The organism is Streptomyces sp. NPDC033180 (assembly GCF_055577645.1).
This window is the reverse complement of record NZ_JBVIPU010000030.1, coordinates 1-18,183: the sequence shown is the minus strand read 5'-3', so window position 1 is coordinate 18,183 and position 18,183 is coordinate 1. Positions and strand designations below refer to the sequence as shown.

Here is an 18,183-nt window from a genome sequence, read left to right as displayed (position 1 = left end):
CTCGCTTACACCCCCCGGGGGCTGGGCCGCCGCTCCTCCGCAAAGCACATTGATGAGCGAGTGGGGCCAGCACCCCACCGACGTCCCTGCCACTACACCTGTACTGAGGCATGTACGCGTACCGGGTAGGGGGCCGCCCATTTTTTAGGTGAGAACTTCAGGGCGGTCAAAGGCCCCTTGGTTTCGACTAGTTGTGCCGCATGAAAAACCCACCTGCCAGCCGAGGGTACCCGTACCGGGTATTGCTTGGCTCTGGAGTGTCGGCCCTCGCGGGTACCGGGATAATGGATCGCGTTCAGGTGACTCTCTGCGGCCCTTGCGGGGAGATCGACAGCTCTCCCGTTCGTAGAGATTTCCTTCTCTGTCGGGCACCGGAGGTAATTCCATGAGCAGTCACGCACGTACTCGCTCCGCCGTCAGGACGACGGCCCTGGCTGCTATCGCGGGACTCGCGGCGCCGCTAGGCCTCTTCGTGGCCACCGCTCCCGCATCAGCCGCGCCGGCCGCCTGCCGTACGGACCAGCTTCAGGCGTCCTGGGACGATTCGGGCACAGCCCGGTCCAGCACGCCCACCGGCAAGCAGGAAACCGCAGTGGTGAAGCTTCGCAACTCCAGTGATGACTCCTGCACGCTCCAGGGGCACCCTGGCGTCTCCCTGACCCAGGGCAAGAGCAGTGAGACCCTGCGCGACACCAGCAAGCCCGAGCCGAAGTCAGTGTCCCTGGCCCCGGGCAAGAGCACGACGTTCACGCTCATCTTCCTCAGTGAGAAGAATGAGCCGAAGCAGGCCATCGCGCCGGAGGCTGCCGTCGTGACGCCGCCCGACAACAAAGCCTCCACCACCCTGCCGTGGAAATGGGGGCCGGTGACCAAGCAAGAAGGGGCTACCCACCCGGGTAACGCAGTGGGGCCCGTCGGAGCGACCGTCGAGGCGGATTCCGGCAGCTCTGCCAGCAAGAAGATCGACTGCGGCAGCGGATGGAACAATCTGTCCGTTCGCGCCGTCACCTCACACGGCAAGGAAGCGTGTCCTGTCGCACTGAAGGTCTCCACCGCCTACGGCAAAGCCGTAGAAGCCAAGAAGGCCGAGCCGATCACCCTCACCGTGAACGACACGAGCTGGAAGTGCCAGGAAAAGCAGGGCAAGCCCAACCCGTACACGGAATGCATCAACACGAAGGAGCCGGCCGAGAAGGTGCAGCTGCTCTCCTGAAGGAACCAGGGTGTGTTGCCGCCTGCAGGCGGCAACACACCCTGGTTGCCGTTGCCTTGCTGCTGGCTCGCTCTTGCAGGGAGAACGAGCAGAGGCTGCGCTCAGCCGAGTCTTTACGCGTATCTGCTGAGGAAGGCTGGCGTTGTCGCGCGGCGCTGACCGATTCCGCCTACGGGCTAGTGGGCCACCGTGACCAGGAGTGCGGCGCACAGAGCGCTAAAAGCGCACATGGACCCAGTTTCCGCCAACACGATCGCCTGTGCTTGCACGGCGATCTTGTCCTCGCCGTCGTACGGGGCGCGGCTCATGTCCCACACTGACTGGGTCTGCGGTGACCCACCGACCGCCAGGCCGATCAGGATGATGCCATCGAACATTCTGCTCTCTTTCTCCCTGCCCTTCCGCTCCCTGCCCTGGAAAAGCGGTGCCTCCCCACCACTCTGGAAATTGGCCCCATCGGCGCATGCTTGCTCTTCCCCAGGCTTACGGAGCCGCATCGGCGACAAGTAGGTGTCCCAGGCCCCGACGGCCAGGATGCACTGCGGCGAGCGGGCTGCTCGTCCGCTCCAGGTCAGAACTTGATCCGCGCTCTTCGTGAAAAGAAGTCCTGCCTGCGCCTGCTTCGGCGCTTTTCCGGTGGTCGCGGAGGCAATGGCTTGAGGGGTGGAGGGAGGGATAGTGCTTTTGGGTATCCTCTTATGGCCAAAGGACTGAGGCGCCGGGTGATGTGAATTGCGTAGCTTCGTAGATGTCGCCGCGACGAAGTGGCGCAACCTCACAGGAAAACCATCTGGAAAGGCCCTCATCATGCGTACTGCCCGTGCTCTGCGTACCACCGCCATTGCCGTTGTCGCCACTGCCGGTATCAGCCTGGGTGCCGCCTCCGGCGCCATGGCCGTCGGCACCGCCCCTCACGCCGCTCCCTCGTCGATCAGCGTCGAGTCCGTTGCGCAGTCGAAGGCCAAGAACGTCAAGACGGTCAAGCTGCGTGACGGTTCTACCGCGAAGGTCTACAAGCTCGGCAAGAACAAGGCCAAGGCCGTCACCTCAGGTTCCAAGGGCGGCACCCTGATCGCGAACGGCAAGAACGCCTACGCCAACCACAATGGCCTGCACATCAAGCTCACTCCGGGCGGCTCGCTCACCTCCTGGATGGACAAGGCCGCCCCCAAGCCCAAGCGCGTCCTGGTCGATACGCCCACCCTGGTAGACGGCACCACCGCAAAGGTCTACAAGCTGAGCACCAACCACTACCAGGCCGACATCTTCGGCTCCGGCGGCAAGGTCGGCTCGCTCGATGCCAACGGCCAGGCCGCCTACGGCAACCACAACGGGATGCGTGAGGTCCTGGAGTCCAGCGGTCAGCTCAAGACCTGGATGGACCAGGTCGAGGACAACGCGCCGGGTACACCGGATAACAACGATGACGTGAAGCCGGACCCGCAGCCCGCCCCGGACGACGAGACCAAGCCCGACCCGCAGCCCCAGCCGGATGACGTGAAGCCCAACCCGGACGAAGAGACCAAGAAGCCGGACGTGCAGGCACCGGACGCTGGCCAGGCCGCGCCTGACGGCGCCCACGCCCCGGCCGCGCAGCCGGCCAACTAGCCCCTCAGGGCGGACTTAAGGAAGAGATCATGCCCACCCGCGTGCGCCTACGGGCCATCGCGATCGTCCTCGCAGCGCTGGCCGCCGTCGCTATGCCGACGGCGGCTGCGTTCGCCGATACCACCCAAATACACCACTCCGCCGACGCCCCGCACACCACGCCGCGTGAAGAAATCCAGCCCGCCGCCCACATCGTCGGCGAGATCGCCCGCAAAGGTGCGGAGCGCTCAACAGGTCAGACCGTCGGCATACTGCCTCACCGGACGCGGGACCAGGGCTGCAACCTCACGCTCCTGGCCGGCAACGACTGAGCAGGCAGGGCACCAGCCCAGTCCAGGAACCTTCTTGGGCTGGCGCCGACCCACTCACTGATCGTTTCAGAATGAGGTTCGTAGGCGGCGGAGGCAGCTATGGCTGCCAGCTGTTTCGAGCGGGACCGTGGACGCCTGGGGCCTAACGCAGCGCGGCGGCGACCAGTCCTTCGAGGGCTTCGCGCGGTACTTCGCCGCCGTTCACCAGTCGGTCGAAGATCAGTCCGTCGATGCAGGTCAGTAGAGTGTGAGTGCGGTTCTCGACGTCGGTTACGCCGTGCTCGACGAGGAACAGCCGGACGGCCTCACGCCCGGCGTTCTCCCGGGGCACGAGGATCGCGCGCAGCTCTTTGTCGCGCACGCTTTCGACGGCGCAAGCGTGGCGGGCGAGCGAGCGCCGGCGGCCCTCGCCAGTGAGTCGCCGTCGGGTGAGCGTCACCATGCCGTCAACCAATTCCTCGACGGTACGCAGGGACGGAAGCTCGTCGGCCGTCGCGTGAAGTTCCGCCTGGTCGAGTTGGACCAGGTGGACGACGAGTCCGGTCAGCAGAGCGGCGCGGGTGCGGAAGTAGGCCGAGGTGGTGCCGGGCGGCATGGCTGCTCTGCGGTCGACCGCACGGTGGGTCAGGCCGCGCATCCCTTCCTCGGCGAGGACGTCGAGAGCTGCATCTGCAAGAAGGGTGCGCCGATCCGAAGCCATGACCCCTTTCTACACCCGTAGAGACTCGGGATAGGGTCGGCTTCTACAAATGTAGAAGAAGGAGGCTCCGCCATGGGCAACACGGCAGTGGTAGTCGGAGGGGGAATTGGCGGGCTGGCCGCAGCAATCGCCCTGAACCGCATTGGCTGGGACGTGACGGTCCTTGAGCGTTCGTCCCTGCTTGAGGACGCGGGGGCAGGTATTTCATTGGCTGCCAACGGCCTGCGGGCATTGGACGAACTCGGGGTCGGCGGGGCGGTTCGGGACGCGTCGCGAGGCCAGTACAGCGGCGGCACCCGGACGCCCCGGGGTGGCTGGCTGGCCCGGATGGACGGCTCGGCGCTGGAGAAGGCGGTGGGCACGCCGATCATGGGCATCCCTCGTTCCACGTTGCACCGGCTGCTACGCGGGGCATTGCCCGCCGGGGCACTGGCGATCGGCTCCGAGGCGGCAACGGTCGAGCAGGTCGGACCGGAGACGGTTCACGTCGGCTACAGCCCCCCGGCCCTGGAGGCCGATCTAGTAGTGGCAGCCGACGGTATCGGCAGCACAGTCCGCGGCCAACTCTTCCCGGAGCACCCCGGCCCGGTCCACAGCGGCTCGTCGGTGTTGCGGGCGATCACCGAGCACGCGGTTGATCTGCGTACCGACTTCGAGCTGACCTGGGGCCGGGGCGCGGAGTTCGGACACATCGCTCTCCTGGACGGGAGGGCCGAGTGGCATGCCGTCCTCAGCCTCCCCGCCGGTACGCGGTTCGCCGACCCGCTGAGCGAACTGCGCCGACGATTCCACACCTGGCACGCCCCGATCCCCGCGCTGCTCGACGGGACCCGGCCCGAGGCGGTGTTGCATCACGACGTGAACGAACTCCGCACGCCTCTTCCTTCGTACGTGGTCGGTCGGATCGCGCTGCTCGGCGACGCGGCCCATGCGATGACCCCCAACCTGGGACAGGGCGCCTGCCAGGCCCTGGAGGACGCGGTCACTCTGGGCGCCGCACTCGATGCCGAGTCCACCGTCGAGGCCGCGCTTGCCCGCTACGACGCCGAGCGCCGGCCGCGGAGCCAGTCCGTCGCAGTGGCCGCCCGGCAGGCCGGGAAAATGGGTCAGCAACTGTCCCACCCGCTGGCCGTCACCCTGCGGAACACGGCGATGCGACTGACACCGTCCCGGGTCGCCATACATATGATCCTGCGTCACCACGCCTGGGTCCCGCCGTCGCTGAACTGATCTGGCTCGCGTCCGCCACCCCGCAGGCACTTTCTGGGCCAAGTCAAGCTGCGAGTCTTGCCGTTGGCGGTCATGGTGGGCAAGGCGTCCGGGTGCGTACTGATCTTGTTCCGGACGATCTGTGGGAGCGCATGGCCCCGCTGCTGCCGCCCATTCCCGAACGACGACGTCGCCACCCCGGGCGCCAGCGCGTTCCTGATCGAGTGGCACTCGCCGGCGTGCTGTACGTGCTGCGAACCGGTGTTGCCTGGCGCGACGTTCCGACGGAATCCGTGGGCTGCTCCGGCGTGACGGCCTGGCGTCGGCTGCGGGACTGGACCGAGGCGGGTGTCTGGTCGCGCCTGCATGCCGCGCTGCTGACTGAGCTTCGACGCGGGGGTCTGCTGGAGCTGGACGACTGTTCCGTGGACGGATCGCACATCCGGGCCCTCAAGGGGGGATCTTGTTGGCCCCTCACCGGTCGACCGTGCCCGTTCTGGCTCCAAGCACCACCTGATCGTCGACCGCCGGGGAACCCCGCTCGCGGTTACGCTCACAGGTGGCAACCGACACGACGTCACCCAGCTCCTGCCGCTCTTGGATGCCATTCCAACGATTCGGGGGCTCCGCGGACGCCCCCGCCACAGGCCCCGACGGTTGTATGCCGACCCGGGCTATGACTTCGACAAGTACCGCCGCTTGCTGTGGAAGCGCGGCATCAAACCCATGATCGCCCGACACGGCGTCGCCCACGGTTCCGGTCTGGGCAAAGTGCGCTGGGTGGTCGAGCGCGCCTTCGCGTGGCTGCACCAGTTCAAACGACTACGCATCCGCTACGAACGACGCACCGACCTCCACCAGGGCCTGCTTGAACTGGCCTGCATCCTCATATGTGTCCGCCGCCTACGAACGTCATTCTGAAATGATCAGTCAGTCGGCGACATCCAGAGAGCTTCCGGGGCGGGGTCGGTGTGGGACAGCAGCACACGGCGGGCCCTCTGCCCCGAGGGGGCCTCGCCGCGCATCCACCTCCCGCACTGCCCCGCAGGCCTGTCATGCGCCGCATCGCCAGCATTCTCACTGTCTCTGCCGCACTGACCCTCATCACGGCCCCCATGGCATTCGCGGAAGAGGGTGTCACTGCTTCCGTCTCTCCTTCGACCGCAGCCCCTGGGGCGGGGGTGGAGGTCACGGTCTCCTGTCCCAAGAGCGACGAGGAGTCCATCACCGCCAACAGCCAGGCCTTCTCGAACGGCTCAGTGCAGCTGGTGGCTTTGTTCACGAGAACCGACAGCACCTGTGCACGAGTTTGGGCAGCACACGAAGCTCTGCAGAAATCGAACAGTTCATGACTTTCTGCAGCACGGGCCCCTGCTGAGAGTTCAGCAGGGGCCCACGACGGAGAGAGCTGCGGAGGGCCGGGCCCTGTCCTCGTTGAACGGCATACCGGCCGACACCAGCTACCGTCTGCTGCCGGTCTGACGGCCCGGTCTCACTTCAGATGTCGGGTGAAGAACTGGCCCGCGGCGTCCCCCGCGAACTGTGGGACGCCGGTGTGCCCGCCCATATTGGCGTGCAGGGTCTTCTCCTTGGAGCCGAATGCGTCGAACAGGTCCAGGCCCGCCTGCCGGTCGTTGCCTTCGTCGTCCCACTGCAGCAGGACGTGCAGAGGAATGGTGACCTGGCGGGCCTCCTCGAACATGGCGCGAGGAATGAAACTCCCGGCGAACAGAACGGCGGCCGCGATGCGCGGCTCGACCACCGCCAGCCGGACGCCGATGGAGATCACTCCCCCCGAGTACCCGACCGGGCCGCCGATCTCGGGCAGCGAAAGAAGGGCGTCCAGGGCGGCCTGCCATTCCGGGACAGCCTTTTCGACCAGCGGGAGGATGAGGGCGTCGACGATCTCGTCGCTCACCGGCTCGCCGGCCTCCATCACCCGGCGCAGGTCGGCGCGGGCCTGCTCGGCGGCGGGCCACCGGGGCCGGTCGCCGCTTCCGGGGAGCTCGATGGTGGCTGTGGCGAAGCCGTCCGCCGCACAGTGCCGGGCTCGGGCCACCAACCGGGGGTACATCTTGCGCAGCCCGAGGGGAGGGTGGCCGAGCAGGATCAGCGGCGCCGGTGCGGATGCGGAGGCCGATGCGGGTGTCCACAGGATGCCGGGGATCTCACCCAGGGTGAATTCGCGTTCGAGGACGCCGTCATCGAGGCGTTGCTCAGAAGTGAATCGCATGGTCGTGCCTTTCGGGAGTGCTCAGAGTGGCGCTCCCGGACGACCTATTGCCCGACCGTGACCCCGGAGGGGAGCACCCATGTCGATACTGCGTTCACGGGTACCACCTCCTCGATCTCTCGCACGGCCTCCGGGAGGCTAACAGTGGTCGGCCGTGGCTCGCCAACGAGTTTTCGCGGAGGCTCCGACCGGATGCCACGGAGACACGATGCACAGCTACTTGGGGTGACGTCGCGACTTCCCGAGTCGCGGCTCTGCGACGGCGGAGTGCACTGGCGCTGTCGTTCTCATGAACATCGAACACGACGTACCGCCGACGCCTCCCAAACTCGTGCACAGGTGCTGTCGGTTCTCGTGAACAAGCCACAGCTGGACATGTATGGAGGAGGAGGCGCCAACCTGTACGGCGACGACACCGTCTATCGCGGCTCTGCCGCTCTGGCCGCAGCGTCCGGGTTCAACGGAAACGGCCCCAACGCGGTGGGTAAAACCTCGGCGTGGGGCATCGACGGCTCCTGCCCCCGTGGGGAGCAGTGAGCCTCCGCCAACTTGAAGCCGCAGGTCAAAGGGCTGGTGTGAACGGTGCTCGGGGTGCTCACGCTGGTCGTGGGCGATTGTCTGAGGAGCAGATCGTCCGTCAGGGGGCGACTTGCCGGGTTCCTGCTTTCTCTGGCGGGGTGCCTTCTACGATCCGGTGTATGGATCCCGAACTGCTGGAACGGATCACCGCGCGGCGTGCGGAGCTGGACGAACTCGAAGAACGGCTGGCCAAGGAGTTGGCGGAGGTACGGGCTGAGCGGGACGAACTCGCTGTGGCCGAACGGGTCCTTGAACGGGTGAGTGAACAGCTCGCCGACGAACGTGCCTCGGCCGCGCCAGCGCCTGGGCAAGTGGGTGGTCGTGCGGTGATGCTGATTCCGCACCGCGCGCCGGATGTGGACGAGAAGGCGCTCCCGCCGGATTACCAGCGCATTCTCGCCGTCGTGCGGCAGGCTGCCGGGCCGGTCATGACCCGGCAGGTCGGCGAGACGCTGGGGGGTGGACGTCAGCGTGCGGTCCAAGCTGGAACCGCTGCGAGGGAAGCTGGTCAGGCTGACAGACCGCGGCGGGCTGCGGAAAATGCCCGACGGCCGGTTCACCACCCGCCTATAACCAGGCACGCCACTACTTGGCTGTGCGGTGCGGGCGTAACCGGGGTGCCTCCGGTGGCCGTTGGGGCTGTGTGACGAGAACTCATGAGCGCGCCGAGGACACCTGTCCGCTTGTCTACCAGTGCCGTCTACCGCTGTCCACGAGCACCGTCAACCACCTCGCTGATCTGCTGCGACGCCACTTGAAGGCGATACTGTCCAGGTGGCGGGCCCTGCCGCCCGGAAGGATCGCAGTGATCGTCCTGGCCGTACTGCCTCACGACCAGCGCCTGGCCGATCTGGCGGGCGGCAACAACGTGTCCGAGTCCACCGTCCGCCGCTGGCGCGACGAGCTGATCGGACTGCTCGCCACCCAGGCGCCGCGCCTGGACCGCGCCCTGAAGAAGATCGCCAAACGGGGCGGGGAGGTGGTCCTGATCGACGGCACCCTCATCCGCACCCGGCGCCGCACCGGGAGAGCCGACCGGCGGAACTACTCCGGCAAGCACCGCAGTCACGGCCTGCACTTCCTCGCTCTGACCGATGAGAGAGGCCGCCTGATCTGGATATCCGCCGCCCGGCCCGGCTCCACCCACGACAACACCGCGGCCCGCCACGACCACATCTTGGCCCACCTGCGCGCCGCCGGCCTCGGGGCGCTGGCCGACCTCGGTTCCCGCGGCCTGGACAACGACATTCGCGACCCCGTGATCTTCACCGGCTTCGCCGCCAGCCGCACCCACAAGCTCACCCCGGGCCACAAGGAAGCCAACCGTGTCCTCGCCGTCGGGCGTGCACCGGTCGAGCACGGCTTCGCCCACCTCAAGAACTGGCGGATCCTGACCAAGCTCCGTACCGATCCCGCCCGCGCCACCCACCTCCTGCGTGCACTATTCGTTCTGACGAACCTGGAAGTCGGCCGCTGAGACAACACCGCATGGAGTTCCCGGCGACATCACCTTCGGTAGCCGCCCTCTGGCCAAGAACCTCGAGCGCGGCTTTGACTTGCTCGAACACGGCAACGGCAGTGAAGGGACACGGACGTGCGCGCACGGGGCATCAACTACGACACAGGGTTCCTCCCAGGGGAAGAACTCTCCCGCAAGAGCTTCACCATTGAGACGGTCCGGCACGACATGGCGGTGATCTCCGGCGATCTTCACTGTGACGCCGTTCGGATCTCGGGACGAGAGCCTGAACGGTTGAGCATCGCTGCAAGACAAGCTGCAGACGTCGGCCTTGAGGTCTGGTTCGCCCCCTTTCCCGTGGACCTTCCCCGCGACCAGCTGCTCCCGTTCTTCGCCGACTGCGCTGCTCGGGCCGAAGCCGTACGGGAGGCTGGCGCCGATGTGGTGTTCGTCGCCGGCTGCGAGATCAGCGCGTTCTGCGGCGGTTTCCTCCCGGGCGACACCTACGGTGACCGTATGCGGGCCATGGCGGCCGCCGACATGGAGTGGTGGTCCTCCCTCGGACCGGTGCAAGAACGCCTCAACGACTTCCTCTCCCAGATCGCCGTGACCGTCCGTACGCACTTCGGCGGGCAGGTCACCTACGCCTCGGCTCCTTGGGAGTTCGTTGACTGGGGTGCGTTCGACCTCGTCGGCATCGATGCCTACCGGGCCGCCTACAACGCCGACAGCTTCCGTGACGAGTTGCGTGGGCACCTCGCCCGCGGCAAGCCCGTCGCGGTGACCGAGTACGGAACCTGTGCGTACCAGGGCGCGGGAGAACGTGGCGGCATGGCCTGGCAGGTGCCACGCGGCGCGGTCCCGGACGAAGACGAGCAGGCGCGCTACCTCACTGAATTGCTGGACGTCTTCGAGGACGAAGGCGTGGACACCGCGCTCTGGTTCACCTTCGCCGGCTACAGCAGGCCCGGGGAGCAAGACCTTGGCTCCTACGGCGTCGTCAGGATGCTCGACGAGAGGCGCTGGGAACCGAAGAAGGTGTTCCACACGATGGCAGCCAGATACCGACGCGGCTGATGTACCAAGACCTCCAGCCCTTGGCAGCACCCGCTCTACAGCCCCCGATCACCGTCACGCTGGGGTGCGGAGTGACGGATGATCTACTGCACAGACTGCCGCCTCCGACCAGCACGAGCACCCCGAACGACCGTCACATCAGCTCTTTGACCTGCGCCTTCTAGTTGGCGGAGGCTCAGTGGAAGACCAGCGTAACCGTCACCAACCGTGAGTGGCGCGGCACCGAAGCAGGGGCTGATGGCAGCGTCGACAGTGCCAGCGTGGGCCAGACTGCACTCGGCCTTGCCCTGGCCAGTGGCGCCGGCTACCTCCTGTGGCGCAGCACAAGGCCCCGAACTTGATCAAACCCCGGTACCCGGCAACCCCTCTCATGGCTTTCCGGGTGGCACATAGCCCGGAAAGCCGGGTACTGCCTGGCAAAGCGGCGGCGCTGGGCGTGGACCGTACCGGGCAGGTGGTGGTCGAGCACGTCGGACGCCGAAGCCATCTGGAATGACGCTGCGTGGACGTCAGTCGTTTGGACGAAAACCGCAGCGTCGCGTCGCTCCGGCAGACGGAGTTCTTGACCTGCTGAAACGCCTACCCGACTGCCCTGGCGGGTTTGAAGAAGGTCCATGGGACGCGCGAGTGGGGATGCAGGACGGCCCCCAGGAGGCTGTTCTCAATAAAGCACGAGTGCGGATCGCGTTGCCGGGCGGCGCACAGGCGCTGCGCCCCGTTCTACCGGGAGGACACTGCATCATGGGTTCCATATCCGTCGTCGTCACCGCTGCTGCCGCGGCTGTCCTCAGCAGCACCGCTCCGGCGGCGCAAGCCATCGACAGCTCCGCCTGCGGGCAGACCGAGTCCGCTGCTCAGCAGGCTCAGAGCGACTACCTGGCGGCGCTGAAGGCGTTCGAGGCGATCGTTGACGAGGGGGGACGCCCCGGCCAGACCCAGCGTGACAACGTGGACCGGCTCAAATCCGAGTCCGCGTCCCTTTCCGCTCAGGTGGCCCACTGCCCCGACACACGCCACATGCCCACAGTCACCACACATGCCGGGCTGGGCGGCCCGAACCAGGAGCGCTACGGCCCCGCTGTGATGGGTTCCGCACTCGTCGCTCTGGCGGGCGCCTACGGTCCGGCTATGGCCGGCTCCGCACTTGTCGCGGTGGCGGGGGGTCTGCTTCTGCTCGTGTGGCGGCGAGATCGCTCCTGACCAGCTGCTGAAGCCGCTGTAGCCCCCGGCCACCCGCTCATGGGCTGCCGGGCACCCGTCGGAAGTGGGAACGGATGCCGATCACAGTGGTCATCGCGGACGACCAGGAGATGGTCCGCAGAGGATTCCGGATGATCCTGGAGGCGACCCCCGGAATCGAAGTGCTCGCCGATGTCGCAGGCGGCCAAGAAGCGCTGGAGGCCGCACGCGCACTTGCGCCCGACATCATGCTTCTGGACATTCGCATGCCGGGAATGGACGGACTAGAAGTCAATCGACGCCTGCGCCAGGCGGATCCGAACAAGGGAAATGAGCGTCACCCGCCGAAGGTCGTCATCATCACCACGTTCAATGACGACGAATATGTGCGCACGGCGCTGCGCGACGGCGTCTCCGGTTTCCTCCTCAAAGACTCCAGTCCTGCCCTGCTCGTTGAAGCGGTCCACGCGGCGGCCGCGGGCGACTCCCTGATCTCACCAGCCATCACCGTGCGCCTGCTTGAGCAGATGACGCAGCAGCCCGGTGCGCTCAGGGCGTCTCAGCCTGCCGAACCACTTACACCGCGCGAGATGGAGGTCGTCCGTCGTTTGGCCCGTGGCCGCACCAACGCGGAGATAGCCCAGGACCTCTTCCTGTCCGTGTCCACCGTCAAAGCCCACCTCGCCCACATTCAGACCAAGCTCGACGTACGCAACCGCGTAGAAATCGCCATCTGGGCATGGGAGGCGGGCCTGTGCACCGATTGACACACCCGCCCGGCCCCACGCGCGATCCCGCATGTCCCGCCTTCACACGCCCCAACGCGCAGAACAGCCTGGCCTGGTGCAGCACATGACGCTGGTGGAACGCTTCTCACGCCTTCCGGCCCGCAACCCCAGGGTGATGATCGCCTCGGGGATCGTCTTGTTCGGCCTCATCACCATCGATGCGGTCTTCCTCGAGAGGCTGCCCTCGGCGGAACTCGTCATCGCCATCGCCTCATCGATCGTGTGCAGCCTGTGTGCCATCCCCGGCACCCCCGTCCCGCTCGCCGTGCGCGGCACGGTCGCCGCCGTCGTCTCGTGGGGCGTCACGTTGCACTTCCTCGCCGGGAGCGATGAGATCGGGGTGTGGGGGATCGGGGAAATCGCGGCTCTCCTGCTCCTGTTGTGCAGTGTCTGCTGGCGGGCCTCGGACCGCACCGCCACCTTCTTGGCGCCTGCCATAGCGCTCGCCTGCATGGCCGTGCCGACACGTGATGCCAATCCTCAGGAGTGGACCCTTGCCATCTCGCTCATCACCCTGATCGTCGCGACGTTCTCGGTCCTCCTGCGGGCACAGAGGCAACGGCGCGTCCGTGATCTCGCCGAAACACGCGCCGTCGAACGCAGGGCCCTCGCACGGGAGTTGCACGATGTGGTCGCTCATCACATCTCCGGCATCATCGTTCAGGCGAAAGCGATCCGCTTCGTAGGCCCACAGGGCCGAATACCGGATGACGCTCTGGAACGCATCGAGACGGAAGCCGCCGAAGCGCTGAATGCGATGAAGCGGCTTGTGGCCGTCATGCGCCGTGCCGGCGACCACGAACAGGCAGGTCCTCTCGCACCCACAGGACTCGGCGACCTACCCCAGATGGCACGGGATTTCGCCCGCACTGGGCCACCGGTGAAACTCGACATCGCCCCCGGTGTGGAGGCACGGCTTCCGGCTGACGTCCGCGCCGGGATCCACCGCATCGTCCGCGAGGCGCTGACCAACATCCGCAAACACGCGGTCGACGCCACCCTCGTGCGCATCTCACTGAGCGAGCTGCCCACCGGGATCGAACTGAAAGTGATCAACGATGGCCACCGCGCCGCCGGCCTTCCGCCTCGCGCCCGCGGCGGGGGATTCGGGCTGGAAGGCATGCGCGAGAGGGCTGCCGCCATGGCCGGCCGTCTGGACGCGGGCCCCACCGATGAAGGTGGCTGGCAGGTACGGGCCCTCCTTCCCCTGAGCCCTTCCGGCACCTGATCCCGGCTGGCTCGCGCACCATCATCGCTCTGGGAGCAGCCGTGGCTGTGGGCGTGTGGCTGTGGGCGTGCCCGCTACCGCGATCACCTGCTCCTCGGTATCGGAGCATGCACGGGTGACCGGCGTCTGCGATCACACCAGCTTGAGCCCACCGCACCGTTTGACCAGCCCTCGTGACGCGGTGGTCGCGACCTTCTCGGCTGTCGACGTCCAAGCGCGCCGGATAAGCGCGCGAGCGTTGAACGCCCCCATCCAATGAGAACGGGGCTCTACGCCAGGCAAGTCGACGAGCAGCAGGGCCCGGCATGGGCGGGGCCTGAGCTCAAGAGCGTCCATGGTTCTGGTCTTCTTTGGAGGCGCGTCGCCCTCGCGTGGCCGCCAGGATGCTACCGGCGATGCCGATCACGGCGATGGCCAGAGCGATGCTGACTCCGCCCTGGGTGTCCCAGTACACGTCTTCCAGGCTGATCAGCAGTGCTGCCTCGTCGACGATGAGGGCCAGGGCAACCCCGTAGGCCAGCCCCATCCAGGCGCGTGCCCGCGCCGAGCGATCAACCAGACCTGCGGCACCGACCGCCGCGAGCAAGACGATGCCCCACACGTAGTGGTGGATGTGCAGCCCGCCGGCCTCGACGTCGCCGATCCCGGCCACGTCGATGTGGATGAGCCAGGTGAGCAGACGCATCCCGCCGAAGGTGAGAGCAAACCCCCACCAGGCCAGTACGAAGCCGCGGCGTTTCGGGGAGATGCCGGGCAGCAGACGCAGCCAAGGGGACGGGTGTTTCGCGTGCTCGGGACGCGAGGGGGCGGGATCCCTTGATGACATCATCAGAGTTCTCCGTGCTCTCCGGCTGCCGTAAACCCTTGGATCAACGATGCCAGGGCATCCGGCGCGCTGTAGTGGGCCGCGTGGGCTGCGCCCGGGATCTCAGCCGCTCGTCCGTCAACCAGGTGTGCCACGCGCCTGCTCCAGGTCCTGGAGACGATGGTGTCGCTGGCTCCACGTACGACGAGTGTCGGCACGTGGACCTTGGACAGGTTTGCTTCGAAGGCCTCAGTCGAGTCCCGCAGGGCGTGACGGAAGGAAGCAGCACAGCGCAAGGGGCCGGTCACCAGGTAATCCAGCACAGCCAGTGAGAGCAGGCCAAGGGGCTCGTGGGGCGCGTCGGAGATGAGTCGGCCGCACTGGCGCCAGCCCGATGCGCCGGGATCGAGCGCTGGACCCACTATCACCATGCGGCTCACCAGGAGCGGGTGGCGGACGGTGAAGGCTGCGGCCACCTGACAGCCGACCGAGTTGGCCACCAGCAGACTTGGTCCCAGCGAGAGCCGCTGATGCCAGTGCGCCAGGGAACGTGCGAGCTGGCCGACGTCGGGTGCACGGGACACTGCGGCGCGCGACCGCGCGTTGCCGGGCATGTCCGGTACGAGGACGGTCGCCCCACTCGCGGCCAGCCGCTGCGCCAGCGGCACGAAGTAGCGTCCTGAGAGCCCCAGTCCGTGTACGAGTACGACGGCGGGGGCGCCTTTACGCGGTAGCGCCCCGAACCTGCGGGTGAAGAGCCCGGCTCCTGTCATCTGATCCACTGACCCACCATCACCGCTTTCACTGCCTCGGGCTTCGAACCCTCTGCGGGGCGTAGATCTACCACTCTTGAGACGCGGCAAATGGAGGGAAGCTTGAACTGACCTGCGGGCCATTCGGTGTACAGCACTTGGCAGTTGCCGCAGCCATCCGATTGCGCGCCAGGATCAGACTCCCCTTCGCTGCCCCGTTCTTATCGCTTCTGGAACTCACCAACGCCCTCGTGGGCAGACACATAGGGGAGCCCGGCCGTCCCCGGTACGTATGACTCGCGCCGTCTCCTGGGCTTCGGTCCTGCGCCCTGCTGAGGCCTCGGCATTTCCACGCTGTCAGTCGCCGCCAGACGAACAGGGCGGGCCGCGATATCGAGTTCTTCCGCCTCGGTAGCGAACTGCGGCCACTGCTCGGCCGGCAGGTGGCAAGGTCAGGGTTCTGAAGAAGCTTTAACGGGTCCTGGCGGCGCAGGCCGCCACCGAGCGTGACGGGTGGAGAACCGGATTTCCGCAGTACAGGGGGCATGAAGCGGCGCAGCAGCACCTTTGGAGGTTGAGCCCTTGCGAGGAGTACGAGCGGGCCAGCGAACTCCCCCGGCTATCCAGGGTTCAAGCGGTCCAGTGGGCGAAGAGATACCTCGACATCACCATTGCCCAGCCCAGTTCCAGATCAAGATCAAGAGATCAGACACCGACACCTCGCTTTGCTAAGCCGTAAAGCCGGAGCGGCAAGTGGAGCGGCGAACGCCAGGTTCTCGTCGAACAGCTTGTGCTCGCGGAGGCATGGAACAGCTGGCCGAGCATCCGTTGACGAGGTTGCGCGACGCAGCCGCGTGCCAGTCCCCGCGCTCGCGTCGTCACCGGTAGTGGGAGTTAGCCCCCGCGGCCGCTCGCAGCCGACGTCGACGAGGCGTTTGAGGGTGCAAGGGGGTGCGTCCACACACGCGTCGTCGCCACACCGTTGAACTCCCTCGACGCGCCCTCGGCCAGCCAGCGCCACACCGTGCGTTCCGAGATGTTGTTCCGAGATGTTGCGGCATTGTGCTGCGAGTTGGACAGGCCTGGTGGCGAGCTCGTGTCGGGAGCGAAGTTCCAGCAGGTTCCGTAGCGCCGGTCTCCTTGAGGCCCCCATCGATACATCGTCGAGGGCTGGCGCAGCAGGGGGTTGAGGTCGGTGTTTCGGGGGGAATTGCAATCGGAATACGGGATGCGACCCGAGAGCGTCGAGCCGTGGGGGCGCTGCACGGTCTGCCCGTGCGCATGCTGAGTTGGGTCCAGCACGACGCCGCTGACATCCCAGAGTCGGGAGGAACGCCGCTGTAGCGTCTCGTCAGCGATTTGGCGAACGTCGGGGCAAAGCGTTAAGGAAGCGAGATCGGGTGGTCTTTTACCGTTCGTTGCGCCAGCGCCCCTTCGGGGAGCGTCGACACAATGAATCAAGGAGACCTCCATGAACATCCGTAAGCGCCTCGCTATCGGCCTACCCGTCGCCGCCATGAGTCTCGTCGCCGCTGTGGGCACGGCCAGCGCGGCCCCTGGAAACGACGGTGACCACGGCAAGACCAATACCACACGCGCGCAGGTCGAGACGCGGGCCCCGGGCAATGATGCCAAGCCTGCCCAGTCGATCAATCAGGCGGCGAAGCTGACCGCCGCGGACAGCGCGCACGGCACGGTCGAGCTGACGGACGGAGGCAAGCACGCCGTGACCGTCGACCGCGGGCAGACCACGGACAGCAAGCCCGCCCGCAAGGTCGCGGACCGTGACAGTGGTGAATTGAGCGTCAAGCAGGGGTGAGTGCCGAAGTCAGCTGGGGAGCGGGTGCCCTTGCGGGGCGCGCTCCCCAGCGCCTGCCGAGGGCCATCTAGCAGCGGGCGACGTGGCCCTATATGCCGCTGCGCCGCAAGATGCACGCCACCATCACCGCCCCTTTGGGTCAGGCGTTCGACGTCGAGACCGAGGGCAGCGTCGTCACCGCCACGCCCACCGGCCGAGGCCTCCGGCTGGGCGCCGGGTCCGCCTGGCCGAACGCCACCAATCCCCGTGACCCGCTCTTATGGCCAGAGGGCTGAAGCGTCAGGGAGCCCCGTTTCCCAAATTGGCACATGTCGGTCGGCCCACAGGCTGGGGGCGGGTCGGCTGATGACCACGGCCAAAACGCATTCCTGCTTGGAAAGCGGACTACCGGCACCTTCTTCTTCGGCGTGAGCGCGGCACACACGCTGATGGCTTTCGCGGGCGATGAACCGGGCGAGGCCACGTACACCCGCCGGAAGGCTGGCGACGACTAGCCCGCCCCGGGCTGTGAACGGACGGGGCGGCAGAAGGGCCTCGTGCGGGCATCACGCCGTCACAGCGAACGCCGTGGAGGCTGCGGCGATGGCCAGCGCGGCGGACGCGATGAAAGTGCCAAACACGAGGCGTGCACCGGGGTCCCCGGGGCCGTGCGAGTGGTCGGCGCACGGCGAGACCCCCGCCGGGAGGAAGGGAGAAGAGGCGCCCGCCGCGCTACACCCATCCGACACCGCCTGCTTGCCGGACGCCCACCGGATGCCGCCGACCGGGTGTCGCGCGCACACTAAGAGCCCGCCCAGCGTATGCCGGCTGTCTCTTAGCCTCTCGCTCTATGGCGAGGCCCCAGGCCGCTCACCCCTGACGGTGGGAAAGGAGTTCGATCAGCTCGCGGTCTGTCTCCCGCGCAATCTTCTCTGGATCGCAGCGTCGTGGTCCTCTGGTGGCCTCCAACACCCATGGGGCCCTAGTCGTTGAAGCGGTCCAGGCAGCGGCCGCGGGCGACTCACTGATCTCACCTGCAACCACCGTGCGCCTGCTAAAACGGGTGACCCGGTGCCCCCACTCACGGATGTGGAGGCGCTTTTCAGGCGCTTTTCAGAACCACCGGGCCCGGGGTGGCCAGCGGCCGAGAGTGCTTTGTCTCCTAATAGAGGCTCTCGAGGGCGGACGCCCCGTCAGCGGGAGAAATGCCGGACCACGGCCGAAGACGGAGATGGGGCGCAAGC

The 18,183-nt window shown here is 66.9% G+C and carries 18 protein-coding genes and 1 pseudogene; 14 read left to right on the top strand and 5 right to left on the bottom strand.

The annotated features are described in order from the left end of the window. Window positions 1-472 precede the first annotated feature (472 nt). Window positions 473-1,213, top strand: coding sequence for a DUF4232 domain-containing protein (locus ACZ5WE_RS38260; protein ID WP_467696228.1), 741 nt, complete (start codon window positions 473-475; stop codon window positions 1,211-1,213). A 176-nt stretch (window positions 1,214-1,389) separates the two neighbouring features. Here ACZ5WE_RS38260 and ACZ5WE_RS38255 read toward each other — a convergent pair whose 3' ends face one another. Beyond that, on the bottom strand, window positions 1,390-1,590 hold the full coding sequence (locus tag ACZ5WE_RS38255; RefSeq protein ID WP_467696229.1) for a hypothetical protein: 201 nt from the start codon (window positions 1,588-1,590) through the stop codon (window positions 1,390-1,392). Between the two features lie 430 nt (window positions 1,591-2,020). On the opposite strand from ACZ5WE_RS38255, the gene ACZ5WE_RS38250 reads away from it, so the two are divergent. Next, window positions 2,021-2,821: a hypothetical protein gene (locus ACZ5WE_RS38250; RefSeq protein ID WP_467696230.1), complete on the top strand. Its 801-nt coding sequence runs from the start codon at window positions 2,021-2,023 to the stop codon at window positions 2,819-2,821. 29 nt (window positions 2,822-2,850) lie between these two features. Beyond that, entirely contained in the window at window positions 2,851-3,132 is a 282-nt protein-coding gene (locus ACZ5WE_RS38245) for a hypothetical protein (protein ID WP_467696231.1), read from the top strand. 142 nt (window positions 3,133-3,274) lie between these two features. Here the strand turns inward: ACZ5WE_RS38245 and ACZ5WE_RS38240 are convergent, their stop codons facing one another. After that, complete coding sequence (locus ACZ5WE_RS38240) at window positions 3,275-3,832, bottom strand: TetR/AcrR family transcriptional regulator (RefSeq protein ID WP_467696232.1); 558 nt, start codon at window positions 3,830-3,832, stop codon at window positions 3,275-3,277. A 72-nt stretch (window positions 3,833-3,904) separates the two neighbouring features. Between ACZ5WE_RS38240 and ACZ5WE_RS38235 the strand changes: the two genes are divergently transcribed. Together ACZ5WE_RS38235 and ACZ5WE_RS38230 are read left to right on the top strand one after the other, a co-directional pair. Next, window positions 3,905-5,062, top strand: a complete 1,158-nt coding sequence (locus ACZ5WE_RS38235) for an FAD-dependent monooxygenase (RefSeq protein ID WP_467696234.1) — start codon at window positions 3,905-3,907, stop codon at window positions 5,060-5,062. Between the two features lie 92 nt (window positions 5,063-5,154). Then, a protein-coding gene (locus tag ACZ5WE_RS38230; RefSeq protein ID WP_467696235.1) for an IS5 family transposase occupies window positions 5,155-5,962 on the top strand; the annotation gives its coding sequence in 2 pieces (ribosomal slippage) (window positions 5,155-5,495 and window positions 5,494-5,962; 810 coding nt in all). Between the two features lie 571 nt (window positions 5,963-6,533). On the opposite strand, the gene ACZ5WE_RS38225 is transcribed toward ACZ5WE_RS38230, so the two are convergent. Further along, on the bottom strand, window positions 6,534-7,274 hold the full coding sequence (locus ACZ5WE_RS38225) for a dienelactone hydrolase family protein (RefSeq protein WP_467696236.1): 741 nt from the start codon (window positions 7,272-7,274) through the stop codon (window positions 6,534-6,536). Between the two features lie 354 nt (window positions 7,275-7,628). Between ACZ5WE_RS38225 and ACZ5WE_RS38220 the strand changes: the two genes are divergently transcribed. From ACZ5WE_RS38220 to ACZ5WE_RS38190, 7 genes are all read left to right on the top strand, one after another. Further along, entirely contained in the window at window positions 7,629-7,811 is a 183-nt protein-coding gene (locus tag ACZ5WE_RS38220; RefSeq protein WP_467696237.1) for a hypothetical protein, read from the top strand. Window positions 7,812-7,972: 161 nt separating this feature from the next. After that, entirely contained in the window at window positions 7,973-8,500 is a 528-nt protein-coding gene (locus tag ACZ5WE_RS38215) for a hypothetical protein (RefSeq protein ID WP_467696238.1), read from the top strand. Further along, complete coding sequence (locus ACZ5WE_RS38210) at window positions 8,497-9,330, top strand: transposase family protein (protein WP_467696239.1); 834 nt, start codon at window positions 8,497-8,499, stop codon at window positions 9,328-9,330. Before ACZ5WE_RS38215 ends, ACZ5WE_RS38210 begins: the two co-directional genes overlap by 4 nt. Before the next feature lie 276 nt (window positions 9,331-9,606). Further along, window positions 9,607-10,389 carry a hypothetical protein gene (locus ACZ5WE_RS38205; RefSeq protein WP_467696240.1) on the top strand — a complete coding sequence of 261 codons (783 nt, stop codon included), beginning with the start codon at window positions 9,607-9,609 and terminating at the stop codon, window positions 10,387-10,389. A 741-nt stretch (window positions 10,390-11,130) separates the two neighbouring features. Further along, window positions 11,131-11,589 carry a hypothetical protein gene (locus ACZ5WE_RS38200; protein ID WP_467696241.1) on the top strand — a complete coding sequence of 153 codons (459 nt, stop codon included), beginning with the start codon at window positions 11,131-11,133 and terminating at the stop codon, window positions 11,587-11,589. A 74-nt stretch (window positions 11,590-11,663) separates the two neighbouring features. Next, entirely contained in the window at window positions 11,664-12,335 is a 672-nt protein-coding gene (locus ACZ5WE_RS38195) for a response regulator (RefSeq protein ID WP_467696242.1), read from the top strand. Window positions 12,336-12,420: 85 nt separating this feature from the next. After that, window positions 12,421-13,584, top strand: coding sequence for a sensor histidine kinase (locus ACZ5WE_RS38190; protein ID WP_467696245.1), 1,164 nt, complete (start codon window positions 12,421-12,423; stop codon window positions 13,582-13,584). Window positions 13,585-13,906: 322 nt separating this feature from the next. On the opposite strand, the gene ACZ5WE_RS38185 is transcribed toward ACZ5WE_RS38190, so the two are convergent. Together ACZ5WE_RS38185 and ACZ5WE_RS38180 are read right to left on the bottom strand one after the other, a co-directional pair. After that, window positions 13,907-14,269 carry a hypothetical protein gene (locus ACZ5WE_RS38185; RefSeq protein ID WP_467696243.1) on the bottom strand — a complete coding sequence of 121 codons (363 nt, stop codon included), beginning with the start codon at window positions 14,267-14,269 and terminating at the stop codon, window positions 13,907-13,909. 143 nt (window positions 14,270-14,412) lie between these two features. Beyond that, window positions 14,413-15,162: an alpha/beta fold hydrolase gene (locus ACZ5WE_RS38180; RefSeq protein ID WP_467696247.1), complete on the bottom strand. Its 750-nt coding sequence runs from the start codon at window positions 15,160-15,162 to the stop codon at window positions 14,413-14,415. A gap of 1,450 nt (window positions 15,163-16,612) precedes the next feature. Here ACZ5WE_RS38180 and ACZ5WE_RS38175 point away from each other — a divergent pair. Together ACZ5WE_RS38175 and ACZ5WE_RS38170 are read left to right on the top strand one after the other, a co-directional pair. Then, window positions 16,613-16,960, top strand: a complete 348-nt coding sequence (locus ACZ5WE_RS38175; RefSeq protein WP_467696244.1) for a hypothetical protein — start codon at window positions 16,613-16,615, stop codon at window positions 16,958-16,960. A gap of 958 nt (window positions 16,961-17,918) precedes the next feature. After that, window positions 17,919-18,008: pseudogene (locus ACZ5WE_RS38170) on the top strand (DNA-binding response regulator); the annotation flags it as partial. Window positions 18,009-18,183 lie beyond the last annotated feature (175 nt).